Here is a 26,019-nt window from a genome sequence, read left to right on the forward strand (position 1 = left end):
TATTATCATTTTCGTTATTTTCTCAATTATTATAGTTTACCCAAAACTTAGGAAAGTTTATCTTAAAGAGCTAATCAGTCCTGTTTTTCTAATAATTATAGCCTTGGGAATATCTATAGTTTTATCTTATGTCTCTTTTCGGAGTAACTATTGGATTCTACCAAGACAATGGGTAGCTTCAATCTCACTTGTTCCTTTGGCTTTTGTTTGGCTTGGGTATAAAATATCAAAAATTTTTGCTAAAATTAATATAATTCTAGCTTTTTCATGGATAATGCTTTGTTTTACTCCTATAGTTCTTCAATTTAATAAAGTAGCTATTTCTAATTATCAAGCTCTTAGAGAAAGGTTGGCTCAAATTTCGGTAATCTCAAAAAAATATCAATATTATTTTGAGTATTTAGAGTCTCTAGAATATTTTGAACCCCCTAAAAATTTACAAAATCAAAATGTTGATGAGTCTAACCAGTATTGGGTGTCTTTAGCTAATAAAAACCTTCAACAAGGTGGTAGAGTTTGGAAAGGTTTTAGAGGTTATTATGGCCATCCAAAATGAATTAGGAAATGGTGCTATCCAAAAAAAAATTTAGGGTTAATTTTAAAAACAAACTATAAAATTAACTTTTATCAATTTGATCAGGAGATTTTTTTTGCTATTAGCAGAATTGATTTTCCTAATTTATATCTGAAGATAGGATCTAACTTTCTAGAGAGAGGAACCATTAATCTATCCCATACTTGTATTTGTTTTAAAGTTGGTTGACTTTGCTTAAGTATCAGTTTATTAGCTAGACTAGCTAGTAAACCCACACTATCTAAATAGAGACATTTAACAATCTTGAGATTATCTGGTATTATTGCTTTAAGACTGGATTGACTATAGCGACGATAGTGACCAATAGCTGCATCGAAGGGAGTAAACAATCTTTGATGAGCCGGACCTAAAATAACTAAATTTCCATTAGCTTTTAGATGTTGAGACACTTTGATGACTTCTTGATTATCATTGCGGATATGTTCTAAAACATCAATGTAGAAAATTGAATCAAAGAATTGCTCATTAGTCAAACTATCAATAGTTCCATTGCGGGCATAACAGTTGATGATACCATTTAAATCAATCGATTTTTCTAGAGCATGGAAAAGCTGATTGTCTGGCTCTAGGCACAACCACTGACTATATTGGGAGCGACAGAGTAAACGGGTGTTGCTTCCTATGCCTGCCCCAACTTCTAAGACATCACCTTTGATATATTTGCTTAATAATACTCTTATATAGTTCTTCCAATTATTGGCTTGAGCAAATAGCTCTAACTCTGTCCCGACATAGGTAAACTGGCTCATGGTTTTAAAGGAAAGAAATCATCAACGTAATATTTATAATCGCGAACTGGAATCAAGTTGGACTGATTGCGCGTTGACAGAATGATCAGACTGAAAACAGTGCCGATTAAGACAAGTTGCAACATAGATAGAACTAATAAACCCGACACGTAGGTGGCCCAGCCTGGTATCCCCCAATCGGTAAAGACTCTAATCAGCAAAACTAAGCCTAAGAGCAACAATAAAATAACTAATAAAACTACGATACTTAATAAGATTCTCGTCCCAACAATATCTCCGTACACCGCAATAGAACTCAAGCCATGTGTCACGAGGGACACTAAGTTCATCTTGGGCTGTCCAGCTAGTCGCTTTGCGCGGGGCACATCTACTTCAATATAGGGAATTCGAGAGCGATAAATGCCTGATGAGTAATGATTCCAAATTTCTGAAATTACTACGACGTTCTTCAATAAATAAGCAGGTAATAAACTGAAATTACCGACGCTAATTTCTTTCCCTATAAGCAGGAGATAAAGCTTTTTGTAAATGAAATATAAAAACTTAAATGTGTAGCTTTCAGAGCGCTTACTCCGCTTAGCAAAAATTATTTTATTGTTACCTGTCTTGTCCGAGACATTCAGGAGGTGCTCTATCGCAAAGGGATTATCTTCCCCATCACCATCCATCACCACAACCCAGTCGCAGTCTGAGTGGCTATATACATAGGACAAGCCAACCGCTATCGCTCTCTGGTGACCAAGGTTGCGGCGAAGTCGAAGGATGTTAACTGCTCGAATCTGGCGATGTTCTTGATGAGTAAGTGAATGTGGGATGGGCATCGTTGAATAGTCATCAACAATAACAACTTCTAAATTGGTGCCCTGAGGAATAATAATCTCATCAATAAGTAGCAGTAGCTTTTCCAGAGCTTCCCAGTCATTAAATGAAGGAATGACAATGACTAGATTTCTCCTATCAGTCAAGTCAGTAATTAGAGACTGATTTAGAGACTGTTTTGGCGGTGAGAGCTTTGGGAGTCCCATTTATTTCCTCTCAGACTTTGAAAAACTAATAAGTTAGAGTACATGTTTTCCTGCCAAAAGTCTACCCCTCACTTCAGTACAGGACAAAAAGGTTGAAAAGAAGAGCAGGATGGGGTTTCATCCGAATTTAGGAGAGTGATATCAAAACCCATAAATTAATAATAGCGAATTGAAGAAAGCCCTCCAACCCCATTTGGGATAGCACAGAGCGAGAGTTTCGTTTCTAGCCAAGTTCAATCTGCCATTGCTGAAAGTAAACACAGTGAACCTGAGTGAACTCGGATTGTAATTTGAGTCAGGCTATGCCTGACTCAAATTACAATCGACTGCAACAATTTTTTCGACGTTAATTGTTTGAAATTTTATTGGTTATCTATTGGTAGACCAACCAACCCTTTAAATTTAAACCAGAGCGATCGCAGTTTCCAAAACTTACTGGTCTTCATGGCCGCCACTTCTAGTTTGCTGTGGTGTAATTCGTATTGAGTTTGTTGCAGTTCTATACTTTTACTCTCTTGAAGTTGTTGGGATTCAACTAGCTCTACTTGGGTATTTTGTAATTGCTCTTGAGTTTGTTGTAATTGCTCTTGAGTTTGTTGTAATTGCTCTTGAGTTTGTTTAAATTGAGTTTGAACTAGCTCTACTTTACCTTTAGCGTTTTGTAATTGCTTTTGAGTGTCTTGTAATTGCTCTTGAGTTTGTTTAAGTTTAGTTTGAACTAGCTCTACTTGGGCATTTTGGAATTGCCCTTGAGTTTGTTGTAATTGGTCTTGAGTGTCTTGTAATTGCTCTTGAGTTTGTTTTAGCTTAGTTTGAGATTGTTCTAATTCTATGCTTCCGCTCTCTTGAAGCTGTTGTGATTGAACTAGCAATGTCCGCAATTCATTTAGTTCTTGTAATTCCTCCGAGAGTTCTTGAGTCGTTTTCACTCGACCACAGGCAAGGGTCGTTGAGTACTCGTGGTCTGTAAGACGAAATTTTACAATATCATGCCATAGATAGTCGCATCCAGGCCAAGTTTCAACAACATCATGAAAAGCCATCCATCCCCCAACTTTCATCAGGGGTAATAATAACCCAAAATCAGTCAGCACATCTAAGTATTCATGAGAACCATCAATAAACACAAAGTCAATCGTCTTTTCTCCAGTTAATTCACCCCAACGCTTCATAATTTCTGAAGAATATCCCTGAAACGATTTGATATAGGGAGTCAGTTGGTAATTTTCAAGGTTTTCTTTCCAGACCTCAAAGACACTCTTTTCAGGTAAGTCCGGACATTGCCCTATCCATGGATCAATACAGTAGATCTTGCGATTACTTCCTACACAGGCAAACGCCATAGCTGCCGTAGACCTTCCTTGATAAGAGCCAACTTCAACAATAAGAGCATCCTCAGGAAGGGACTTTACTTTATTGAATAAAAACTCTTCTTGACCAGGAACTAGGAAACCATCAATGGTTTCAACAGCTTCTTTCACCGTCTCATAACTGTTGAATGGTTCCTTAGCACTGACAACTTGATTGAGTACCGTATCAAGCATGATTAAACTCCTGTTTTAGCTGACGTTAATTATTGAAAATTTTATTCGTTATCTGTAGGAAAACCAACAAACCCTTTTAATTTGAACCAGAGCGATCGCAATTTCCAAAACTTACTGGTCTTCATCGCCGCAATTTCTACATTAATTACCTTCAACTTAGTCTCAGTTTCGTTCAGTTGGTTCTGAATCTGCTGTAATTGATTTTGCTGAAAATCCTGAATTTTTTCCTGTGACTGTGCCAATTGTGACTGACTATTCTGAAGGTGTGAGTGTATTTGGGTTAATTGTGACTGAGTATGCTGAAGGTCTGAATGTACTTGGGTTAATTGTGACTGAGTATGTTGAATTTCTGAGTAAGCATGTACTAACTGTGACTGAGTATGCTGAACTTCTGAGTTTGATTGATTTAGTTGTGACTGACTATGTTGTAGATCTAAGTGGGCATTGGTCAATTGTGACTGAGTATGTTGAAGGTCTGAGTGGGCTTGGGTTAATTGTGATTTAGTCTGCTGGAGGTCTGTGACAGTTGCACTGACCTGAGAGCGCAAGGAAGCTATCTCTTGATCCTGTTGCTCAATAATCTTCAGAAGCTCAGCACGCCTAGTCTCGCTAGTTTGATACTGAACTTGGATATTTTGATACTGAACTTGGAGTTGATTAAACTCAGATGATTTGTCCAGTAATGCCTGAACCATTCGCCCAGATGGACTCTTGAGCAGATAGTAACTAATTTGCTGATCAGTATAGCGCACCAAAGCCTGCCGACTAGCTACGAAAAACATATCATAGTCGAACAACTGTTGTTCAAATTGCAGAAATTCAAAACCGAGGTTTTTAAAGAATTGCGACACCCCTCGCCTACTCAAAAGATGGATATGCTCAATAGATTTCATTTGGTGTAAAAAATTATCCTTTTGAGCAACCATCTCTGAATAGGTTTTACCCTCTTCATAATTTGGCATCTGCACAATGAAAATACCATCTTCCTTAAGAAGAGATGCCCCATGGCTCATGGTAGCCACTGGATCAGGTAGATGCTCCAGGACATCGTAGAGTACGATGGCATCAAACAATTCCGATTCTAGTTGCTGATCCTCGATCGGTCCTGACAAAATGGGCATATTGAATGTCTGTTGTGCGAATTCCACCACCCAAGGGCTAAGTTCTAAACCCATAGCATCAAAACCTGCCCAGCCCATCATTGCCACAAAGCCACCATGAGCACAACCTAACTCAAGCACTTTGGCTGGCGGTAGTTTATAAGCCATCAGTGTACGCAACCAGTGGAGGCATCGCTCTGGTAAGTCTTGACGGGCTCGTTGACGAATATCAGGAAAACCATAATGCTCGGTCTGATAAGACAACCAGTATTCTTTACCGTAGAAGTCATGGTTATCATCCTGTACACGAAGCTGCTCAGACCTCAAACCAGTTTTTGACACTAGAGTGCCACATTCAGAGCACGCCAAGTAGTCGGGGGAAAATTCAGTTAGCTCAGTATTTCCACACCAACAGATATCTCTAAAGGTTTGTGTCATGTTGTTGTTACACCCAGGTATTGATAAATTAGCTCGAACTTAAGTCTGGTCACAAGTCCGGATTGAAAACCCTTTTTTTAATTCACTCCCCAGAGACGGAATAAAAATAAAGGGTCTTAAGAATTAAGACTTGGAAAACTGGGCTGTTATCTACAACAGGTTAATGTTTTGTAGTACCGTCAAACCTATCAACGCTAATCCCCCACCACCCATGACAATTCTGACCCGGCGGAGAACCTGAGGCTTCATATAGCCCAGATAGCCCACCATACCTAACATTAGTGCAATGGACAACAAACTACCGCCAAGACTAAAGAATAGATTTCCTTGGATAGGAGAAACGAATGACATTAGTTGCACTAGAGTCCTGTTAGCATACATTGCGGTAGATAGCAGTAGTAAGTTGATCCCTAAAATTAGACTAACTAGTGGAACTAACAGGGGTTTTAGTCGAAACCAGCCTGACCGCAGTTTCCAGAATTGATTGGACTGCATTGCAGCTAGAGTTGACCCTGCTTCTTGAAGTTCCCGCTGTTTTTGGTGAAGTTGAGCCTCTGCGTACCTCAATTGCTCTTCGAGATCCCCTGACTGAAGCTGAGTTGGCTGAACTTGAATTAGGGACGGACTTGGGGGTAGCTTTTCTTGGATTTGAGCCTGTAACTTCCTGAATTCTCCCCAAAGGGGGGAACCTATACCAGTACCATCATTTTTGATGGTCTTAGCAGTTTCGACCATAACCTCTGCCACAGTCTCGGCCATCTTTGACCAGGAAAATTTCTTCGCGTGTTCAAAACCATCAGCAATCAACTGCTTACGAACCTCTGGGTTTTGAACTTTGTACAGAGCATCAATCAGCTCGTAAACATTAGATTGATCCACATACAATGCTGCTTCCCCAGCTGCTTCCGGAAGAGAGGAGTGACGACAGGTAATTACAGGGCAACCACACACCATTGCTTCGGTAACTGGTAATCCGAAGCCTTCGTACAGAGAGGGGACAACCAGAGCGATCGCACCAGAATAAGCTACTTTCAATTCTTCATCACTCAGGGGCAGAACCTGGGTTGTTATTCCTGCTGCCAGGGCAGCTAGCTCAGGTTCTAACTCAGGTCTACCACCTACACAAACCACCCCAAACTCTTCCTTATCCACCAGCTTAGATAATGCTCTGAATAGAAAGATAGCGTTTTTATAGCCATTAACACCTGTTCTTTCTCCTACTAAGAGTAAGTAGGGTTTTGTCACATTGAATTTAGTCTTAAACTCATCGATATCATCATCGCTTGCCGGGGAAAAAACCTTTTTGATCCCACAGTGAGCTACCGTTACCTTTGACCGGGAAATATGGGGAAAAAACTTAATCAGATCTCGAGCCGTACTTTCGGATATCGTAATATAACGTGAGGCGTGTAAGATACCGTAATGTTTCTCTTTCCAACCTGCTTCGTTAAGATTGGCTCCGATCACTTCTGGAATCATGTCATAAGCCATAAATACAGAAGGAGTAGATAGGGGTGCGGTATAGTAGCTGGAAATGAATAGATCAGTCCCTTTTTCATCACAGATTTCCTGCAACAAGTCAGCATCTGCTCCCGTTTTGTTGTAATCGTAAGCTCGAATGGGGCGATAGCGAATTCCAGGAATCCTCGGAGCCGTTCCAGCCCGGTCTAAAACAATCACATGGTTCCCAAAGCCATTAGTTGCCCATACCTCTAGCAAAGACTTCCAGACTTGGGAAATCCCAGAGTTAGGAAAAAATTGGAAAAATACCCCATCAAGCACAATTTGGGGGAATGGTCTTTCAATCTTCATAGTTTGTTGCTGAAATTCTTCCAGTTGCAAAAACTGCCATTTTTCGCCGTCAGGCTGCTTCTGAGCAATCGGCACTATACCACAGATATCCGCCGGTTCAACCAGGGTTTCATCCTCAACCCAAGATAAATGTTGACGCAGAAAAACTGGAAATTCAGACTGCTGCTGTAGTCCCTGCCAGTCGGCCAGAGCATTCTGGTAGCCGTAGTAGCTCTCCTTAAACTGCAACTGTTCCGGTGTTACATAAGCAAAATGTTGAAAGACCAGTCCCTGCGCTTCGGTTTCTCGATGTAAGAATGGATTTATGGTTGCTACATCTTGCCCATGATTAGCTGACTGATTAGCTGACTGATTTGACTGATTAGACTGATTAGTTGACCACGGTTGGACTAGCCTTGGGGGTTCGTGGGCTGCCCAGACAGCTCCTGGTTTAAACCTCCAGAGGCGCAACCATTCCTGTTTGGGGTTTTGTGTATAGCAATTGCGACTGGTGACAATTAAATTTTCTCCAACGAAATACCAACACCAGAACAAAGCAGCCGTCTTGTCAGGTTGGTCGATGAACATCTGTCGAGCTTTACAGATTTGCTCAGTTGTCCACAACTCATCCACATCTACCTGCCACAACAGACACTCTTGTTGGATATTCTCAAGGGGAGCATTCACCATTTCTCGCTTGCCCTCCCAGAAAACCCCATCAGGTTTGCGATAGACGGTGATCTGGTCAGGGTAGCGTTCCATCAGTTGGTCGAGATACTCTGTGGTGCCATCAATACTACGACCGTTGTGGTGAATTTCATCACTGACATACCCACCCGTCGCTAAACTCCAGGCAGTATCATGCTTCAATTTCGCTACACCTTCAATAATGTGCCAATGCCATGGGAATGGCAGTTTACTGAAGACGTCAATATGGTAGCGAATGAAGGGTTCACCATTGAGAACAATTGTAAAAAAATTGATGGGAAGAGGGGTTGAGGCTTGACCTGACTGCCCACCTAAATGGTGACTACCCGCTTTAGCAAAAATGGAGTAACCATTGCGCACAGACGCATTTTGCTCAATCAGTTTATAGTTTTTATCTCTTAATAACCGATGGTGATTACTATAATTTTTGTAGGTACAAATATCATCAAGTAGGATGTATTTGGCTCCGTAAACCTGATCCAATTCCACCTCACCCGTGAACTCGGAGCCGTCGATTAAGACTAGATCAAAATCCTCGATCTGGTTTTCTTGCTTAATCGTTTCAATCCCATCTCCAGAGGTTCCCATTTCCCTAACATAATCGATATCTTGACGAAGCCAACCCAAGACTTGTTCAAGAGGGTAGTTATTTAGAGGGGTACGATGGGAATTATAAAATTCTCTGACTTCATCTTGCCTAGGAAACTGTTCTAGGGAAATTGATGAAATATTGTAGCACTTTACAAAAGAATCCTCCCGATAGCGTTCCCTTAACTCAGTAAAACGAGGTTTTGAAACCTCCATACAGAATAACACTGGATTAGACGGGTTTTCCCGCAGCCCCTTCACAAACGCTTCGGTGCTTCCCGCACCGGATGAAGACCCGATTTCTAGAACCGTCTTGATATCTTCTTCCCGAGCTATCCTCTGAATCGCTCTATAAAAATCGTCGTCTTTAATCTCAGGAGGAATCACATAATCTAGTTCGGATTCTGACCTATTACTTGGCATATTACACAGCCCCTCACACACACCTGACCATAAATTTGGCAGTAAATAGCAATAATTAAGAAGTTTAACTTGTTATAACAAAGGGAACAGGGAACAGGGAACAGGGAACAGGGAACAGGGAACAGGGAACAAAAATTATCACAATTCATTTAGTATCCCTATAGTATTTATAACCTGTTAGTCTAAGGTATTAGTCTAAGTTGTTATCCTAATCAGACTTGTTCCAAATTCGTCAAGTTGAGTTTGATATTAGAACTTTGTCCATTCTGATTTATATCGGTTTCCCTCTCAACAATTTTCGCAATTTCAGCAATTTTCGCCCGGGCTTGCTCTAATTCAAGCTTTAGGGCATGGTATTCCGTTTCAACGGCTTGATATTTGTTTTCAAGAGCTGTATAGTTGAGATTTAGTGTATTTCTACCGTTTTCGGCATTTTGAAGCCATTCTCTCAGGTTAATGACGAACTCCTGATATTTGAGGATTCTTCTGTTCAACCAGTAGGAATCTTGATACATTGGGCATTGGTTCTGAATACTATAGGATTCAGGTAGGGATAGTCTTAACTGACTAGAAAGTCCTCCTGCATAATAGGATGTGATTGTGCGAGGATAGTAACACAATTTCACAGTCTCATTCTGGATTAGCCTCAGAAACCATTCATAATCCGATGATATTCTGTAGCGTTCATTGAAAAGCCCTATCTTAGAGAAAAACAAGTTAGCTCTGGAGAAGCTGGCTTGGTGAGGCAAACATCCACAAATCAGTTCATCAGCTACATCTTCAGGCATGGGAGGCTTCACTAAAAAGGAAGACCCAGATTGCTCTCTAACCTCTAGGTCTCCATACACAAAATCACAGGAGGGATTTGCCAACAGGAAGTTAACGGTATCTTGGATTACCTTTTTATCAAGATAATAGTCATCTGAGTTAATAAAAGCAATAAACTCACCAGAGGAGTACCTAACTCCCTTATTCATGGCTTCATAGATACCGCCATCAGGTTCGCTAATAAATCTGCTAATGTGATCACTATATTTATGAACAATCTCCTTAGTTTTGTCTTGGGAGTTGCCATCAATAATAATGTACTCTATATCCTCATAGGTCTGAGAGACGACACTCTTGATCGCTCGTTCTATAAATCGCTCAGCATTTTTACATACAGTGATAATTGAAATCCTCACATGCTCCTCCTCAAAATTATCACTATTAGGGTGATAAGACTTGTTTAACAGATTTAACCTAAGCATTCAGCAGTCAGCTATCAGCGTGTCGCGTATCAGCTTATGGGCTACAGATGGTGCTACCAGGCGCTTTAAATGCACGGGATTGGATCAGTGAAATGAGCAGGGATTTTTAACCAACCGTACCAGCCCCCCGATGCTTGTTTACTACCTCCCATTTATTAGCTGACGGCTGATAGCTGACGGCTGATAGCTGACGGTTTAACTATAGGTTTAACTATATTCCAACTGCTGAGATTACCATCTTTCATTTACCTTAAGCTTTTAACTTTTGTTTAAAACTTTTAACTTTTTTTAAGGTTAAACCACTTCCTTAACACTATTTAAGTAGGAATCGACTACCTCATTGCTCTCTCCCGCTAACTTTATCCTGCCTTTGTCTAACCAAATTACCCGCTTGCAGTAATGGCGCACAAAGGATAAATCATGGGAGACCACTAAAACAGTGGCATGAGCCTCCCAAAATCTTTCCATGCGTCGCTGGCACTTAATTCTAAAACTTTGATCCCCTACGGATAACACTTCATCTAAAATTAAGATATCTGGCTGTACATCAGTGGCAATGGCAAAGCCTAGCCGCGCTGACATCCCTGAGGATAATCCTTTCACTGGCATTAACTTGTAGTCTTCTAGCTCAGCAAACTCCAAAATCGATGGGGTTCTGAGTTTCATCTCTTGTTTAGAGAAACCTAGCATCACGCCATAGAGTTTGATATTATCCACTACCGAAAGTTCCGGATCGAATCCAGCTCCTAGCTCAATCAGAGGAGCGATTTCACCTCTGATCCATACCTGACCCCCTGTCGGCTTTAATATGCCACAGATAACTTTAAGTAGCGTTGATTTTCCTGAACCATTCGGTCCAATGATGCCGATTTTTTCCCCAGCTTCTACTGCTAGATGAATGTCATCAAGGACTAAATTCCTGGAAGGTTTGCGGTATTTTCCCTCCAAAAACGATAGTATGGTTTTCTTGAGGTCATAGGAAAACTCTTCTTGGGTTCTTCGCCACAATGAAACCCGATCGAGTCTAATAACTTCTTCTGTCATCTATAACAAATCCATGAAGTGAGGCTGCCAAACTCGAAAGCAAGTCCAGCCTAAGGATACAATTACTATGGCACTTAGGCATGAGTGTCCAATTAACCCTACATCTGGCAAACCTCCTGACAAAGAAATCTGTCGAATGCTTTCAATAATCGGCAATAAGGGATTTAAAAACAAAAAGGGTTGAACCGCCTCTGGGACAATTGCTGCTGGATAAAAGACTGGAGAGCTAATCCAGATCACAAAGCATACTAGTTCGTAGAAATAAGGTAAATCCCTAAAGAAAACATAGAGAACACTGACGAAAAAACCGAGGCCGATACTAACCAAAATTAATGCGATTAACGGAAGACTCAACGCTAGCAAATTGACTACACTTTTTGAAGTAAGCAACGTGACAATAGCTAGGAGAGGAAAGCTGCCAACAGCTAACTGAAACACGTTAGCAGCAATGGTTGAAACTGGGAAGACACTGATTGGTAAACGAACTTTATTCAACAGGGCACCATTGCCAACTACGCTGACTAATGCTTGGTTGGTTGAAGCGGAGAAAAAGTTAGTGACAAGCAACCCAGTAAAAGCCGCCAGAATATAGTTAATGGTTGAGTTGTCATAATAAGAGGCAAAGGTAGCACCAAAAATTGCTGTATATAGTCCTGTCATAATCAAAGGATTTAACAAAGACCAATATACTCCCAGAAGCGATCCTCGATAACGTCCCTTCAGATTTCGCTCTGTTAATATATACAGCAACTCCCAATAGCGCTGAAGTTGCCACCGTGCGGTGTTAGCCTTGAGGGATAAGGTCATAATTTATACACCGAAGATATAGAACCGAATATGAATATATAGAACCGAATATATAGGGATTCAAGTTAGCCTCCCCACTGGTTCTTAGATGCGCATTTTTAGAACCATAACATATACTGCGAAGAAATTCGCCCTGTCGTGTTCCCACCCCGCACTTTTGGTTACGGCGCGTTCGCGTAGCGTAGACCTTTGGGCTAATCGCATAAGCGCGGAAGCTGAGGCCGTAGGCCACGCTTTGCGAACGCTTCATCGCGCAACCGTTCTGTTTCGGTGTGTATATTCTTATCATAGTTTAGGGAAATTTGTCGAGTAGGAACTTGTTATAATCCCTTGAGAAGTAAGTATCTGACTTGATTATATGTCTCTGACTAGTGCTGACGAACTAGAGCCAAGTCCCTTGCTTTCTTGGCAACTAGGGCAAAGTAACTTGTTAGATTGGCGAGCTATTATCGAAACTAACCCCTCCCTCTGGAGAGAAGCCAAGCAACGGTCTCACCAGGGACCAATGGTCCTAATAGCAACTACCGTAGGGGGGTCAGCGCCACTGTCACTACCAGAAAGCCTACTAGCAGTAGCCCTTACCCTCAGAGGAGCACAGGTTCATACTCTCCTGTGTGACCATTCTCTGCCTGCCTGCCTCAATCTTCAAAAACTAGATACACCTCAAGAAAGGATTGAAAACTATGATCTAGAAACGATCAAGTGCCAAAAGTGTTTTGCAACCGGTCGTTATCTGTATCAACCGTTGCATTTGACGAACCATGTATTCAGTGAACTGCTCACTGGGCTCGACAGGCTAGAGGCAAAACAGATCGCAGCACACGTAAGGCTATCAGAGATTGAAAACTATTGCCTGGGCAACTGGAATATTGGTGAACACGCCTATGCTGGGGCGCTGCGCTATTTTACCAGCGGGAATCTAGATAACGAACCCAACAGTGAAATCGTGGTGCGTCGGTATTTTGAAGGGGCTTTGCTGACTGCGTATGCTATCAGTAAGCTACTGTGTAACTATAATTTTAAGGCTGCTTGCTTCAATCATGGCATCTACTTACCTCATGGCATCATTGGTGAGGTGTGTCGCTCACGCCAAGTGCGGGTGGTTAACTGGACGATTGCCTACCGCAAGCGTTGCTTTATTTTTAGCCATGGAGACACTTATCATCACACTATGCTCAGTGAGCCTCTCCATGCCTGGGAAACCATGCCTTGGAATCAGGCAATGACAGATGACATCCTACAGTATTTGAAAAGTCGATGGCAAGGCACTCGGGATTGGATTTGGTTTCATGAAAAACCTGATGAAGAATTTAGCCGAAATGCTGAGGAGATGGGGCTTGACCTGAACCAGCCGGTGATTGGGATGCTCACCAATGTGATGTGGGATGCCCAGTTGCACTATCGCGCTAATGCTTTTCCGAATATGCTAACGTGGGTACTCCAGACGATTGAGTATTTTGCTAAACGTTCTGACTTACAACTGCTGATTCGGATTCATCCAGCAGAGATTCGGGGAACGTTGCCTTCTCGCCAACCATTGTTGCCAGAAATCAAGAAGGTCTGGTCTCAATTGCCTAAAAATATTTTCATCATTCCTCCAGAAAGTCCTGTGAGTACCTATGCAGCGATGATGGAGTGCGATTCGGTGATTATTTATGGGACAAAAACTGGAGTAGAGTTGACCAGTGTAGGCATTCCGGTGATCGTTGGTGGTGAAGCTTGGATCCGAGATAAGGGAATCACGATGGATCCTTCGACAGCAGAGGAGTATTTCCAATGCTTGGATAAGCTACCCCTTGGTGAACGGTTAGATTCTAATTCCCTGAAACGGGCGAGGATGTACGCCTACCATTTCTTTTTCAGACGCATGATTCCCCTACAGTTTACCGAACCCCTATCGGAAAATCCTTACGTAAAGCTCAATATTACTAGCCTAGACCAATTACTTCCTGGTGCAGATCCGGGTTTGGATATTATCTGTGATGGCATCTTGTCTGGTTCTCCTTTTATCTATCCAGCGGAACGGTTGGGAATTGATCGCGTCTAAGGATTAAGCATCTGGTGCATCTCATTAAAGCTGTTTGACCCGGTGGGTGGCATGGACATCTTGGTGCCATGAGCATCTTGGTGCCATGAGCATCAGGCGTGGAACGGGGATCAGGCGTGGAACGGGGATCAGGCGTGGAACGGGGATCAGGCGTGGAACGGGGATCAGGCGTGGAACGGGGATCAGGCGTGGAACGGGCATCTTGCCCGTGATCAATTTCCGGACGGACTATCCCAACCAGGCGCGAAGAGGCGGAAAATCAGGGCAAGCCCTTGGGTGGTGCGTTACGGGGCTACTGGCTACGAAGTTGAATATGATGGCAAGGCGCGCCCCTAACGCACCCTACGGACTCGGCCAGCCTTCAGAAAATTTTTAGATTTATCTATCCATAATGACTTGTTATTATAACATAAACAATGGGATAGTTTGATATCATTATCCCCGAGGGTGCAACTATAACGGCCACATCAGATTAAGCTAAATCGCTTAATGGTGATGGCTCCATACAGGTGTGTTCAGGAGTGCCTTATGAACTATATCAAAATTCTAGCTAAGCCTTTTCGTCAAGTCAAACAATTGTATAATGGCTCATTGACTCATTCTCCTATTAAACTAGCTAATCCAGGACCAGCTAATCCAGGACAATTGAGTCATTTGAAGATATTAAAGTCTTTCGCTAAACCGGTAATTAGCTCTGAGAAAACCTGCATCGTCTCGGTGGTGATTGGGAGTTATAACCGTAGACCTTTACTGGAAAAAGCGATTCAAAGTGTTCGAGATAATCAGATTCGGGTTCCCTATGAAATCATTGTGATTGACGGGGGGTCAACGGATGGCTCTTTAGAATGGCTCATTCAGCAGAAAGATATTATTACTATCATCCAACATAACCGAGGGGAATTCCAAGGAAAGCCACTCAAGCGTCGCAGTTGGGGGTATTTTATGAATCTTGGCTTTAAATCAGCTAAAGGTAAATATATTTTGATGATCAGTGATGATTGTCTGCTATTACCGAATGCGGTTAATTTAGGGTTGGACAAGTTTGAAGAGGTGGAAAAAGCTGGCGGAAAAATAGGGGGAGTAGCTTTCTATTTTCGGAATTGGCCAGAGGATGAAGAGTACTATGTACAACATACCCTTGGTGGCAAACTGTTTGTTAATCATGGTATGTACTTAAAAGAAGCCCTAGCAGCAGTTGACTGGGCGGATGAAGAGCGATATATCTTTTATAAAGCTGATGGTGATCTCTGTTTAAAGATGTGGCAGCTTAATTATGAAATTGTAGATTGTCCAGGGGCTTATGTTGAACATTATTATGATCGAAATGAAGCGGTTCGCCAGACTAACAATGCTGTTTTAGACCATGACCGAGAGGCTTACTTGAAGCGATGGGAAGGAATTTATTATCATCGATATAAGCGGGATCTCCGGAGACGAGTAAATAGGTTATATGAGGACAAAAATAGAACAGCAGACCAGTTTATGGACTTAGTTTATTAAGTTTTATAGGAGTAACTAAATGGCTTCGGTGAAACAGGAAATTGGTCGGTTGGTAAATCGTCTGTTAGCATCCATGAATTTAAAGTTGTTAAGGCTTTCAGACTACAAACAAATTGTTGAAGCGAGTCCCGATCCAGGCAGGGAGCTATGGCGATGGCTTCGTGAAAATTATTCGATTAAGACGGTAATTGATATTGGAGCAAATAATGGGGATTTTGCGGAATTTTTAGCCATTTACTTCAATGCTAAACAGACCTATGTATTTGAACCATTGCCATCTTATATATCAGACTTGGAAGGGAAAGGCGCTAAGATTCCTAATCTAAAAATTTTTAATGTAGCGTTGTCGGATTATCAAGGAGAAGAGTTATTCTATGAGAATTCTTATGGGCCAGCTTCTTCCATGTTAAGAATCAGTGAACTATGTAAGAAGGAATTTCCACAGACATCAGGAGAAAGTGAAATGAAAGTAAAGGTTTGCCCCCTGGATGACCTATTACAGTCAGAATTAGAGTCTGATCAATTTGAGAGAGATGTTTTTATAAAAATTGATGTCCAAGGGGTTGAAGATAAAGTGATAAAGGGAGGTAAAAAGCTATTTTCAATAGGGCGATGTGTTCTGGTAGAAATGTCATTTGTTCCCCTGTATAAGGAACAACCATTATTTGAAGAGGTACATGAATGTTTGGTAGAGTTGGGTTACCGATTTGCGGGAATTAAAAATCAAATTAATTCTATCAAGTCGGGACAGCCATTATTCTGTCATTGTTTGTATGTCCGTTAGGGTTGTGCAAGCTATCAGCTATCAGGTATCAGCTATCAGGTATCAGCTATCAGGTATCAGGTATCAGGTATCAGGTATCAGGTATCAGGTATCAGCTATCAGGTATTAGCTATCAGCGGTCAGCTATCAGGTATTAGCTATCAGGTATCAGCTATCAGCGGTCAGCTATCAGGTATCAGGTATCAGCTAATAGCTATTAGCTTATGGGCTACATCACGCTTGTGGCCTGTGCTACGGCTGACCACTGACCACTGACCGCTGACCGCTGACTGCTGTTCGCGTAGCGTGCGGGTAGCGCATATGCTGATAGCTGAATGCTGATAGCTGAATGCTGATAGCTGAATGCTTACGTTAATTTTTAGGAGTGAAGGTGAGGAGTGAAGCAACCATGAAACTTTCTGTTGTTGTTGGTACCTATAATCGATTGAGTCTTCTGAAGCAATGTATTACTAGTATTCTTGAACAAACATCAACCCCTACGAAAATTTATGTAACTGATGCGGGGTCTGATGATGGCACTATTGAGTATTTAAATGCGATCGCATCCTCAAATCCACAGGTGATTCCGATTTTGGTGGGAGAAAAGCTTGGTCAAGCTAAAGCCTATAATGATGTGTTCAGACTGGTAGATACTCCCTATGTGTGTTGGGTAAGTGATGATAATGTCATTGTGAATCAGGGTCTGGATACGGCGGTAAAAATACTTGAGGATAAGCCGAAGATCGCGATGGTAGCCCTGAAAGTAAGGGATAAACAAGGTCCCTTCGTGAGTGCTCCCTACATTGGTGGTGTCTCAGTAATTGGTGTATTAAATGTTAACCAAGGTGTGCTGAGAACTTCCGTATTAAAACAGGTGGGTGGATTCTGTGAAGTATTTCGAGATTATGGGATTGATCCGGATTTGACCACGAAAGTTTTATATTCAGGGAATGATATCGTTTATACTAAAAAAATTGCTATTCATCATTACCGGAATTGGAGTTCGGATCCTAATTCTCCAGAATATGCCCAAATGATGGAGAGGCAAAAGCACTATAAAGCCCTTTATGCGGAACGGTACTCAAAGTATGCTAAAGCAGGTTGGTTATGGCAACTGAAAAAGTATCTTTGGGCATTGTTTCGTAAAGGGATCGGGTTTGATCAACACTACAATTCAGACCAACCGATCTTCTGGAATCTCATCCCTCGGGATTGGCACAACATCATGACCAGTCGGTATATTAGTATCACCGATCCGATGACTACCCAACGTAAAAGTTATCACTTAATTCAACATTGTCCAGGATATTTACGACCGAGATCATTTGAAGTCGAGCCGTTATCGTAAAAGCTATCAGCTATCAGCTATCAGCTATCAGCTATCAGCTATCAGCTATCAGCTATCAGCTATAAGTTATTAGCTATATAGCAATTATATATCCCATAAGGTACAACTTGATCCCCCTAAATCCCCCTTAATAAGGGGGACTTTGAGGTTGACAAGCGTACCTCATAACTGGGAGAAACGCTATAAGTTATTAGCTATCAGCTATAAGTTATTAGCTATCAGCTATAAGTTATTAGCGTGTCGCGTATCAGCTATCAGCTATCAGCTATCAGCTATCAGCTATCAGCTATCAGCTGACGGCTGACCGCTGACCGCTGACCGCTGACGGCTGAAGGCTGACGGCTGACTGCTGAATGCTGAATGCTGACAAAAAGACAAATAAGTATTGAAATCTCAGCTAATTAATGGTAAACCATTGGTCAGTGGTGAAAAACCGATAGGAATTTATTGGTTGTAGGAGTGTAAAATGTCTCGAAGACTGACTATTAATGGCTTTGAAATTCATGACGATAGCGATTGCTTTGTGATTGCTGAAATTGGGAATAACCATCAAGGCAGCTTGGAAAAGTGTAAAGAAATGTTCCGGATTGCTAAGGAATGCGGAGCGAATGCTGTAAAACTACAAAAACGAGACAATCGTGCCCTTTACACGAAAGCTGCTTTTGACAGACCTTATGACCATGAAAATAGTTTTGGTTTGACCTACGGTGAGCATCGGGAGTTTCTAGAATTTGGTGCTTACGAATATCAGGAATTGAAAAAGTATGCTGAAGAAGTAGGGATTACGTTTTTCTCTACTGCTTTTGATATTCCGAGTGCGGACTTTTTGGGTGAGTTGGATATGCCAGCTTATAAGATCGCTTCTGGAGACCTTAAGAGCTTGCCCCTAATTAAACATGTTGCCCAATTCCAAAAGCCGATGATCGTTAGCACCGGTGCAGCTACTTTAGAGGATGTGCAACGGGTTTATGATGCGATCATGCCGATTAACCCCCAGCTGTGTATCCTCCAATGTACGGCAAGCTATCCAGCGGACTTTGAAGAACTTGACCTGAAGGTGATCGAGACCTATCGGGAACTGTTCAGTGATATTGTGATTGGTCTATCTAGCCATGACAACGGTATCGCCATGGCAGTGGCGGCTTATGTTCTTGGGGCTCGTGTGATTGAGAAACACTTTACCCTGAACCGGGCGATGAAAGGAACAGACCATGCTTTCTCGTTAGAACCGACAGGGTTGCGCAAGATGGTAAGAGACCTCAGACGCACTCGCCAAGCTTTTGGGGATGGGGTGAAGAAAGTACACCTAAATGAACGTCCTGCTTACTTGAAGATGGGTAAAAAACTGGTTGCTGGGGATAATTTACCTGTAGGACATGTTTTAAGGGCAGAGGATATCGCGATGAAATCCCCAGGGGATGGTTTACCCCCTTATGAATTGGACCATGTGATTGGTAAAGTCTTAACCAAACCCCTAAGGGTGGATGAGTCGATTATGTTGGCTGGGTTGGTGGAAAATGTTGAAAAGGTTGCTTTGTAGGGTGTTGTTGGCTTCGTGAACTATTTTGACCTCTCTGGCAAAATCGCTATTGTTACTGGAGTCTTAGGTAAACTTGGACCGGTGTGGAGTCGGGCATTACTGGATGCTGGCGCAACGGTTGTGGGGATAGACCTACCATTGGCTCAGGTGCCAAGGTCTTTTGAGCTACTTCAACGGCATTATCCCAAGACTCGTTTGTTTTTGGAGCGGGGTGATATATGCGATCGCACTGCCATCATCGCAATCCGCGATCGCATCCTGACCGACATTGGCATTCCTGCTGTGATTGTCAACAATGCTGGGATTGACCAACCTCCTGGTCCAGTGAAAACCTACAGCTTGGAAGAGATACCCCTAGAGATTTGCCGCAATGTGTTTGAGGTGAATGTCTTGGGAGCATTCCAGGTGACTCAAGTCTTCGGTAGCCCGATGCTGGAAGCTAGACGAGGTTCAATCATTAATATCGGTTCCTTGTATGGGAGCGTATCTCCCGATGCCCGGTTTTATGAGCATCTGGAGTGCGACCCTCCTTTTTTAAAACCCCCTGCCTATGGGGCATCCAAGGCAGCACTGGTGAATTTAACCCGGTACTTTGCTACCCACTGGGGACCCTTTGGCATCCGGGTTAATGCCCTTTCTCCGGGAGGAGTATTGGGTGGACAAGATGAGGAATTCAAAGGTCAATTTTGCGATCGCGTTCCTCTAGGACGGATGGCAGAGTTTGATGATTTACTTGGCCCATTAGTGTTTCTGGCATCCGATGCCTCTGCCTATGTCACAGGTATCGAACTCAGAGTTGATGGTGGTTTTACAGTTTGGTAGATTAGACTCCTACTCCCTATTCCCTATTCCCTATTCCCTATCTTGATTGCTATTGTTTGAACTTCTATTGGTATCATGACTCACCATGAGACACTTCCAAGGGGGAAAAAATAATGGCACAAGACTATTTACCGAGCCAAGTCTTGAACTGGATTGATGGTCAACAAGTAGCAGCAGTGGCAGGAGAATGGTTTGAGAAGCTAGACCCCACTAATGGTCAAGTGCTATGTCAGGTGGCTCGCTCAAGAGCAGCAGATATTGAGCAAGCGGTAAGGTCAGCTAAACAGGCTCAACCGGCTTGGGCTGATACTCCCCCGGTACAACGGGGAGCTATCTTACACGAGATTGTCCTGGGTATGAAAGCCCGTCAGGAGGAGATTGCCAAGATAGTAGCAGCAGAAACCGGTAAGTCCTATAGTTCAGCTTATGGAGAAACTGGCGGTGCGATCGCATTAGGATTATTCTACGCTAGTGAAGGACAACGGTTGTATGGTCGCACCACTACCAGCGGTGTGGTTAATAAATATGCCATGACTGTGCGTCAACCTCTGGGAGTTGCTGGATTAATTATTGCGGCCAATACTCCCATTGCTAATGTAGCCTGGAAAGTCTTTCCAGCCCTGGTTTGTGGCAATAGCGCTGTATTAAAAGTAGCAGAAGACACTCCCGCCACGGCTTGGATAGTTGGACAAATTGCTCAAGAGGCTGGGTTACCCCCTGGTGTCCTCAATATTATTCAGGGATATGGTGAAGAAGCTGGCGCTCCCTTGGTTGCTCATAATGATGTCGCTGTGGTTAGCTTTACCGGGTCCACAGAAGTAGGACGAATTGTGCAACGGGTAGCTGGGGAGCGCTTTGGCAGGGTATCCCTGGAATTGGGGGGTAAGAATCCCTTGGTCGTGTGTGATGATGCGGATTTGAACAATGCTATCAAGTGGACCTTACTCTCAGTGTTCAGTAATGCCGGTCAACGTTGTGCTTCTGCTAGTCGAATCATTGTCTTTGATAGCATTTATGATCAATTCCGTGACCAATTAGTGGAGAAAACTAAGGAATTAAAATTAGGTCCCACTGACCAGGATGACCTTGGTCCAGTGATTAATGAGCAACAGTTGATCAATATGATAGCAGCGGTGAAACAGGCACAAGAAGCAGGAGCAACGGTGTTGGTGGGAGGCGATCGCTTAACAGACCCTGACCATGCTACTGGTTTCTATATGGCTCCGACCCTCCTAGAGAATGTAGACCCCCACGCGGAAATTTCTCAATGTGAATTATTTGGTCCGATTGCTAGTCTCTACCGGGTCAAAGACTTTAAGGAAGCTCTTGCTCTTGCCAACGATTCCCCCTATGGCTTAACTGCTTCGATTCACACTCGCAACATCCACCGTGCAGTAAGGTTTTGTGAGAAAGTCCAAACTGGCGTAGCTGTAGTGAATGCCGGTACTTATGGCAGTGAACCTCATATGCCCTTTGGTGGACTCAAGCAATCTGGTAATGGTACCCGTGAACCAGGCACAGAAGCGTTGGATGTCTATTCTGAGTTGAAGGATATCTATATTAATATCGATCCTGAGCAATTTTGATCATTAGGGAGTAGGGAGTCGGGAGTCGGGAGTCGGGAGTAGTTGATGTAGGGTGGGCAGTAAGTATCATAGCGATGGAAACCTTTGAAATTGGTTATATACACTGCCCACCTGACGATTAATTTTATTTACTGTCGGTGGGCAGTGCTTATCAAAGCTACTACCAGCTTTGGGATTGGTCTTAGGCACTGCCCACCCTACGATTAATTTTATTTACTGCCGGTGGGCTGCGATTCTACTGCCCACCCTACTACTTTATAATTTTCTATTGCTTTAAGGAAAATAACGATAAAATTCTCGTCTATGGAGAACACGGGAGAATATGATAGTATCGCCTTTTATAAAAAAACCAATTCTATAATCCCCTAAACGAATTCGATATGCATTTTCTTCTCCTTTTAATTTTTTGATGTTTTTGATATCCCTAAGATTTTGACAGGAAATAATATCCTGAAACGTAAACTTTTTAATCGTTCTATAAACGGGCGTGCTTTTCAGAGATTTAAGATCTTTAAGAAAGGTTGGAAGATATTCGGTTTTCATTCCTTATCTAGTTCTGCTAATGCTTCTTCCAAACTTAAGGGAGTTTCATCTTTAACTTCCATCATAGCACGATATAGTCCTTCATCTTCAAAGCTTTCAATTAAACGTTCATAGTCCTGAAAATAAATTAATACTTTCTCGATATTACCTTTATTATCGGCAATTAATTCTTGTGCTAATGGATAATCTTTATGGTTTCTTGTTTCCTCTTGATTGCAGAAACTTTTGACTCCAATCTTAACTATATAAATAGCTACTGGAGTCGCCAATGCCACGGGCAAATTTACCGACTGCACTAAATACGGAATCAAAGTAGTAATTCCTCCAGCGAGTAGATCATTTTTAAATTCATCTTGACAAATTATATGGCGACACCGCCTGGCTAAATTTTGCAACCAACTCTCTTTTATATCTATTCTGTCGATTCCGGCTTCCGAAGCTATAATTTCAGTCGCATACTCCAAATCTCCTTCCTCTTCTTCTATCTCATTTAGGGCAGCCAAAGCCTCTGGATAATTTGCCAATTGATACCGAAATTGCTCAATTTCTTCTCGTGTAACTGTAATCATATAATTCTTCGTTTTAAATACTTAATTTTATTATAGCAATTTTAAATTATTTTAGTTGATGTAGGGTGGGCAGTAAGTATCATAGCGATGGTAACCTTTGAAATTGGTCTTAGGCACTGCCCACCCTACGATGATTTTTATTCTCTTTAGCATGCATGCTAAAGGCATGCATGCCTTGCGCGTAGCACTATATCCAAGTAGGGTGGGCAGTGCTTATCAAAGCAACTACAAGTTTTAGGATGGGTCTTAGGCACTGCCCACCCTACGATTTTACTTACATGTGTTTAAATACTACTGAAAGATTATTAGCTGGCATTTGATAAGTTTTTTCAAGGATGAGATTATGAGTATTAGCAACGTCTACAACATCTTCTAAATTACGTACTCCCCATTCTGGGTTTTGTTCTCGTAAATAGGAGTCAAAATCAGCATTGGAAAGTGCAGTATGTTTATTACCTTGTTTGTAGGGACCGTATAAATATAGAATATCTCCTGATGAAAGGATACGACCAGCACCTGCCATTAATCCTAAACAAGTAGACCATGGTGAAATGTGAATCATATTAATGTTCACCATCGCTACAATATCTGGTATTTCTGATAGTATTTCCGTTTCTACTTTCCAAACTGGCTGACTGACATCAATATCAAGGGTTTGATGGAGGTTGTCGCTAGGGTAATCTTTAGCCCAGGCGATAATACTTTCACGGAGGGAAGCATTGATATCGGAAGGAATCCATTTTCGAGGGTTTAACTGTTGTGCAAAATAGATAGCATGTTCTCCGGTACCGCTAGCAATTTCTAAAATTGTGCCAGTGGCTGGTAGTATCTCTAAAAGTACTTTTAAAATTGGTTCCCGGTTGCGCTGGGTTGCTGCAGCGTATTTTCTGCTGTCCACTAATTCTTCTCCCCGATAATGATATAGCAATTCTACAACTTGTGAGGTACAAATTTATGGGTTTTAGGGAGCAGGGACTGAGGCCGTAGGCCACGCGGGGCGCGTTCGGAGCAGGGAGCAGGCAAGAGGCAAGAGGCAAGAGGCAAGAGGCAAGAGGCAAGAGGGAAAAAATCCCTCATTAGAGATGTAGGGTGGGCAGTGCTTACCTTCGAGATTGTCAGCTTTTTAATTGGTATGAAGCACTGCCCACCTGACGATTAACATTATTAAAAAATAATACAATTAACTATTTTGTCGAGTTAATTTACTGTCGGTGGGCAGTGCCGATTCAACCGATTACAAGCTTTTTAATTGCTATGAAGCACTGCCCACCCTACGATTACTGCTCCCCCATACTTCCCTAAGTTACTGTCGGTGGGCAGCAGTGCCGATTCAACCGATTACAAGCTTTTTAATTGCTATGAAGCACTGCCCACCCTACGATTACTGCTGCCCCATACTTCCCTAAGTTACTGTCGGTGGGCAGTGCCGATTCAACCGATTACAAGCTTTTTAATTGCTATGAAGCACTGCCCACCCTACGATTACTACGATTACTGCTGCCCCATACTTCCCTAAGTTACTGTCGGTGGGCAGTGCCGATTCAACCGATTACAAGCTTTTTAATTGCTATGAAGCACTGCCCACCCTACGATTACTGCTGCCCCATACTTCCCTAAGTTACTGTCGGTGGGCAGTGCCGATTCAACCGATTACAAGCTTTTTAATTGCTATGAAGCACTGCCCACCCTACGATTACTGCTGCCCTAACTCTATAGGATTATTTTTATCAAAAATGTAAACAAATAAAAACTATTTGATATTCCCACCCTGGCCACACTTTAAACACTCCCCACCCTCTCCACAATCTCCATATTTCGTAACAAAAAAAATTCCTAAACCCCTTGACAATATATTAATTTATTAATATATTTATAGTGTAAACCATTTACACTAATTACTGGTCATGAATCAAAACATTAACCCCAACTCCGATGACAATCAAAACCCTGACAATCAAGGTCGCAAACCTAAGAAAGTCAAGCACATCTTGATTGGTTCTCCTAAACAAGTTCGGCATACTATTTATGCCATTTATGGCCTTAAATACGCCTATCCCGATGAGTGGAGCACTCCCGAGCCTACGGAAAATCCTGGTGAGGTGATGACCACCTTGATTCGGTATTTATATCTAGATTAGGATAGGGTTTTGCCAGGGTTTGCCGCCCTGGCGGCCAAGAATTGTGGAGGTTATTTTTAAGCTATCAGCTATCAGCGTGTCGCGTATCAGCGTGTCGCGTATCAGTTATCAGCCATTCGCGTAGCGTGGCCAACGGCTGACCACTGACCACTGACCACTGACCACTGACCACTGACCACTGACCACTGACCACTGACCACTGACCACTGACGGCTGACTACTGAATGCTTACGTGGAGGGTTAGTAAACAGCTAGAGAAAATGTCGCAGAGTCTACCAAAAACTTTTATTATTTGTTAGACTTAAATTAGGGTAACACCGACAGGGATTATTATGTAACTTAAATTAAAGCCGAAAACCAAGGGTTTAATAGTTGCGCTCTCGACCTACGGTGGAACTAACGTTTTGACATTTTTATGGCGCTCGCGGGATATTCCTGAGAGCTTTGGGAGATACCCCCTGGATGCTATTGCATCTTGCATTGGCGGGCCAAGGTCTATCTTGGTAGACTTTGGTAGCTAAAAAGTATCGGGTATAATGTAAACAGAGTTAGGATGTGCTTGCTGGAAAGCAGTACCTGAGTAACTTGATAAGAATGGATTCCTTGATTCAGTTTTTGTTTGGATTTGATGACAGCTAAGCTGTACTCAATTAGGTTTACACAATAGAATTCGGTCAAGCATTTGGGTTAAACCAAACTTGACCGAATTTTTTTATCTAAGCTATCAGCTATCAGCTATTAGCGGTCAGTTATCAGCGGTCAGTTATCAGCTATCAGCTAGCGGTCAGTTATCAGCGGTCAGTTATCAGCTATCAGCTAGCGGTCAGTTATCAGCGGTCAGTTATCAGCTATCAGCTAAAGGCCGTTGGCCACGCTACTTGAGGTGCTATCAGCTAGCGGTCAGTTATCAGTTATCAGCTTATGCGCTACGCGCACGCTACACGAACAGCTATCAGCTGAAGTCACATCAAGTAGCCTGCACGTAGGGCATATGCTTACCTTTCAGCTTTTGAATAAAAGATATAAGCATTCTTTTAATCTGAGTTAAGTCTGCTGACGGCTGACCGCTGACCGCTGACGGCTGACCCCTGACCGCTGACC

General features: G+C 42.4%; 23 protein-coding genes and 1 pseudogene. 12 read left to right on the top strand and 12 right to left on the bottom strand.

Annotated features, from left to right (window positions below):
• Positions 1–556: hypothetical protein (locus tag F6K37_RS08395; RefSeq protein ID WP_287249479.1), on the top strand; the 556-nt coding region annotated here is incomplete at its 5' end.
• 80 nt (positions 557–636) lie between these two features.
• Here F6K37_RS08395 and F6K37_RS08400 read toward each other — a convergent pair.
• Both F6K37_RS08400 and F6K37_RS08405 read right to left on the bottom strand, forming a co-directional pair.
• Positions 637–1,344: a class I SAM-dependent methyltransferase gene (locus F6K37_RS08400; RefSeq protein WP_287249481.1), complete on the bottom strand. Its 708-nt coding sequence runs from the start codon at positions 1,342–1,344 to the stop codon at positions 637–639.
• On the bottom strand, positions 1,341–2,309 hold the full coding sequence (locus F6K37_RS08405) for a glycosyltransferase (protein ID WP_287249483.1): 969 nt from the start codon (positions 2,307–2,309) through the stop codon (positions 1,341–1,343). The genes F6K37_RS08400 and F6K37_RS08405 overlap by 4 nt, the downstream gene beginning before the upstream one ends.
• Positions 2,310–2,523: 214 nt before the next feature.
• On the opposite strand from F6K37_RS08405, the pseudogene F6K37_RS08410 reads away from it, so the two are divergent.
• Positions 2,524–2,713, top strand: a pseudogene (locus F6K37_RS08410) (IS4 family transposase); the annotation flags it as partial.
• Between the two features lie 18 nt (positions 2,714–2,731).
• Here F6K37_RS08410 and F6K37_RS08415 read toward each other — a convergent pair.
• The 6 genes from F6K37_RS08415 to F6K37_RS08440 all read right to left on the bottom strand — a co-directional run bounded on the left by F6K37_RS08415 (position 2,732) and on the right by F6K37_RS08440 (position 12,062).
• A complete protein-coding gene (locus F6K37_RS08415) occupies positions 2,732–3,913 on the bottom strand; it encodes a class I SAM-dependent methyltransferase (protein ID WP_287249485.1) in 1,182 nt (393 codons plus the stop codon).
• 41 nt (positions 3,914–3,954) lie between these two features.
• Positions 3,955–5,451, bottom strand: a complete 1,497-nt coding sequence (locus F6K37_RS08420) for a methyltransferase domain-containing protein (RefSeq protein ID WP_287249487.1) — start codon at positions 5,449–5,451, stop codon at positions 3,955–3,957.
• Between the two features lie 150 nt (positions 5,452–5,601).
• Complete coding sequence (locus tag F6K37_RS08425; RefSeq protein ID WP_287249489.1) at positions 5,602–8,961, bottom strand: glycosyltransferase family 4 protein; 3,360 nt, start codon at positions 8,959–8,961, stop codon at positions 5,602–5,604.
• Positions 8,962–9,173: 212 nt separating this feature from the next.
• Entirely contained in the window at positions 9,174–10,145 is a 972-nt protein-coding gene (locus F6K37_RS08430; RefSeq protein WP_287249491.1) for a glycosyltransferase family 2 protein, read from the bottom strand.
• Between the two features lie 360 nt (positions 10,146–10,505).
• Positions 10,506–11,255 carry an ABC transporter ATP-binding protein gene (locus F6K37_RS08435; RefSeq protein ID WP_287249492.1) on the bottom strand — a complete coding sequence of 250 codons (750 nt, stop codon included), beginning with the start codon at positions 11,253–11,255 and terminating at the stop codon, positions 10,506–10,508.
• Positions 11,256–12,062 carry an ABC transporter permease gene (locus tag F6K37_RS08440; protein ID WP_008188064.1) on the bottom strand — a complete coding sequence of 269 codons (807 nt, stop codon included), beginning with the start codon at positions 12,060–12,062 and terminating at the stop codon, positions 11,256–11,258. It abuts the gene before it with no gap.
• Positions 12,063–12,420: 358 nt separating this feature from the next.
• Here F6K37_RS08440 and F6K37_RS08445 point away from each other — a divergent pair, with 358 nt between their 5' ends.
• From F6K37_RS08445 to F6K37_RS08455, 3 genes are all read left to right on the top strand, one after another.
• Positions 12,421–14,109, top strand: coding sequence for a capsule biosynthesis protein (locus F6K37_RS08445; RefSeq protein ID WP_287249495.1), 1,689 nt, complete (start codon positions 12,421–12,423; stop codon positions 14,107–14,109).
• A 528-nt stretch (positions 14,110–14,637) separates the two neighbouring features.
• Positions 14,638–15,609, top strand: coding sequence for a glycosyltransferase family 2 protein (locus F6K37_RS08450; RefSeq protein ID WP_008188061.1), 972 nt, complete (start codon positions 14,638–14,640; stop codon positions 15,607–15,609).
• 19 nt (positions 15,610–15,628) lie between these two features.
• Positions 15,629–16,393, top strand: a complete 765-nt coding sequence (locus F6K37_RS08455; RefSeq protein ID WP_287249497.1) for an FkbM family methyltransferase — start codon at positions 15,629–15,631, stop codon at positions 16,391–16,393.
• A 182-nt stretch (positions 16,394–16,575) separates the two neighbouring features.
• On the opposite strand, the gene F6K37_RS08460 is transcribed toward F6K37_RS08455, so the two are convergent.
• Positions 16,576–16,779: a hypothetical protein gene (locus F6K37_RS08460; protein ID WP_287249499.1), complete on the bottom strand. Its 204-nt coding sequence runs from the start codon at positions 16,777–16,779 to the stop codon at positions 16,576–16,578.
• Positions 16,780–16,781: 2 nt separating this feature from the next.
• On the opposite strand from F6K37_RS08460, the gene F6K37_RS08465 reads away from it, so the two are divergent.
• From F6K37_RS08465 to F6K37_RS08485, 5 genes are all read left to right on the top strand, one after another.
• Positions 16,782–17,720 (top strand): glycosyltransferase family 2 protein, encoded by a 939-nt coding sequence (locus F6K37_RS08465; RefSeq protein ID WP_287249501.1) that lies wholly within the window; start codon positions 16,782–16,784, stop codon positions 17,718–17,720.
• A 142-nt stretch (positions 17,721–17,862) separates the two neighbouring features.
• Entirely contained in the window at positions 17,863–18,024 is a 162-nt protein-coding gene (locus F6K37_RS08470; protein ID WP_287249503.1) for a hypothetical protein, read from the top strand.
• Positions 18,025–18,186: 162 nt separating this feature from the next.
• Entirely contained in the window at positions 18,187–19,260 is a 1,074-nt protein-coding gene (locus F6K37_RS08475) for an N-acetylneuraminate synthase family protein (protein WP_008188057.1), read from the top strand.
• A gap of 15 nt (positions 19,261–19,275) precedes the next feature.
• Positions 19,276–20,082 carry an SDR family oxidoreductase gene (locus F6K37_RS08480; RefSeq protein WP_008188056.1) on the top strand — a complete coding sequence of 269 codons (807 nt, stop codon included), beginning with the start codon at positions 19,276–19,278 and terminating at the stop codon, positions 20,080–20,082.
• 113 nt (positions 20,083–20,195) lie between these two features.
• Complete coding sequence (locus tag F6K37_RS08485) at positions 20,196–21,668, top strand: aldehyde dehydrogenase family protein (protein ID WP_008188055.1); 1,473 nt, start codon at positions 20,196–20,198, stop codon at positions 21,666–21,668.
• A gap of 273 nt (positions 21,669–21,941) precedes the next feature.
• Here the strand turns inward: F6K37_RS08485 and F6K37_RS08490 are convergent, their stop codons facing one another.
• The 3 genes from F6K37_RS08490 to F6K37_RS08500 form a co-directional block, all read right to left on the bottom strand.
• A complete protein-coding gene (locus F6K37_RS08490; protein ID WP_008188054.1) occupies positions 21,942–22,211 on the bottom strand; it encodes a type II toxin-antitoxin system RelE family toxin in 270 nt (89 codons plus the stop codon).
• A complete protein-coding gene (locus F6K37_RS45425) occupies positions 22,208–22,447 on the bottom strand; it encodes a RelB antitoxin-like protein (protein ID WP_044494693.1) in 240 nt (79 codons plus the stop codon). Before F6K37_RS45425 ends, F6K37_RS08490 begins: the two co-directional genes overlap by 4 nt.
• A gap of 607 nt (positions 22,448–23,054) precedes the next feature.
• Positions 23,055–23,678 (bottom strand): DUF938 domain-containing protein, encoded by a 624-nt coding sequence (locus F6K37_RS08500; protein ID WP_044494669.1) that lies wholly within the window; start codon positions 23,676–23,678, stop codon positions 23,055–23,057.
• Positions 23,679–24,684: 1,006 nt separating this feature from the next.
• Here F6K37_RS08500 and F6K37_RS08505 point away from each other — a divergent pair.
• Together F6K37_RS08505 and F6K37_RS08510 are read left to right on the top strand one after the other, a co-directional pair.
• The gene (locus F6K37_RS08505) at positions 24,685–24,918 is read left to right on the top strand and encodes a hypothetical protein (protein WP_008181918.1); all 234 of its coding nucleotides are present in this window, start codon (positions 24,685–24,687) and stop codon (positions 24,916–24,918) included.
• A gap of 698 nt (positions 24,919–25,616) precedes the next feature.
• Positions 25,617–25,904: a hypothetical protein gene (locus F6K37_RS08510; protein ID WP_008181917.1), complete on the top strand. Its 288-nt coding sequence runs from the start codon at positions 25,617–25,619 to the stop codon at positions 25,902–25,904.
• Positions 25,905–26,019 lie beyond the last annotated feature (115 nt).

Origin of the sequence: Moorena sp. SIO4E2 (genome assembly GCF_010671945.1) — a bacterium.
Taxonomy (GTDB): Bacteria; Cyanobacteriota; Cyanobacteriia; order Cyanobacteriales; family Coleofasciculaceae; genus Moorena; species Moorena producens.

What these genes read in the sequence shown, in the direction of transcription:
- F6K37_RS08400 (WP_287249481.1), bottom strand. Translation starts at nt 1,344, where the DNA reads ATGAGCCAGTTTACCTATGTCGGGACAGAGTTAGAGCTATTTGCTCAA.
- F6K37_RS08415 (WP_287249485.1), bottom strand. Translation starts at nt 3,913, where the DNA reads ATGCTTGATACGGTACTCAATCAAGTTGTCAGTGCTAAGGAACCATTC.
- F6K37_RS08420 (WP_287249487.1), bottom strand. Translation starts at nt 5,451, where the DNA reads ATGACACAAACCTTTAGAGATATCTGTTGGTGTGGAAATACTGAGCTA.
- F6K37_RS08425 (WP_287249489.1), bottom strand. Translation starts at nt 8,961, where the DNA reads ATGCCAAGTAATAGGTCAGAATCCGAACTAGATTATGTGATTCCTCCT.
- F6K37_RS08435 (WP_287249492.1), bottom strand. Translation starts at nt 11,255, where the DNA reads ATGACAGAAGAAGTTATTAGACTCGATCGGGTTTCATTGTGGCGAAGA.
- F6K37_RS08440 (WP_008188064.1), bottom strand. Translation starts at nt 12,062, where the DNA reads ATGACCTTATCCCTCAAGGCTAACACCGCACGGTGGCAACTTCAGCGC.
- F6K37_RS08445 (WP_287249495.1), top strand. Translation starts at nt 12,421, where the DNA reads ATGTCTCTGACTAGTGCTGACGAACTAGAGCCAAGTCCCTTGCTTTCT.
- F6K37_RS08450 (WP_008188061.1), top strand. Translation starts at nt 14,638, where the DNA reads ATGAACTATATCAAAATTCTAGCTAAGCCTTTTCGTCAAGTCAAACAA.
- F6K37_RS08455 (WP_287249497.1), top strand. Translation starts at nt 15,629, where the DNA reads ATGGCTTCGGTGAAACAGGAAATTGGTCGGTTGGTAAATCGTCTGTTA.
- F6K37_RS08465 (WP_287249501.1), top strand. Translation starts at nt 16,782, where the DNA reads ATGAAACTTTCTGTTGTTGTTGGTACCTATAATCGATTGAGTCTTCTG.
- F6K37_RS08475 (WP_008188057.1), top strand. Translation starts at nt 18,187, where the DNA reads ATGTCTCGAAGACTGACTATTAATGGCTTTGAAATTCATGACGATAGC.
- F6K37_RS08485 (WP_008188055.1), top strand. Translation starts at nt 20,196, where the DNA reads ATGGCACAAGACTATTTACCGAGCCAAGTCTTGAACTGGATTGATGGT.
- F6K37_RS08490 (WP_008188054.1), bottom strand. Translation starts at nt 22,211, where the DNA reads ATGAAAACCGAATATCTTCCAACCTTTCTTAAAGATCTTAAATCTCTG.
- F6K37_RS08505 (WP_008181918.1), top strand. Translation starts at nt 24,685, where the DNA reads ATGAATCAAAACATTAACCCCAACTCCGATGACAATCAAAACCCTGAC.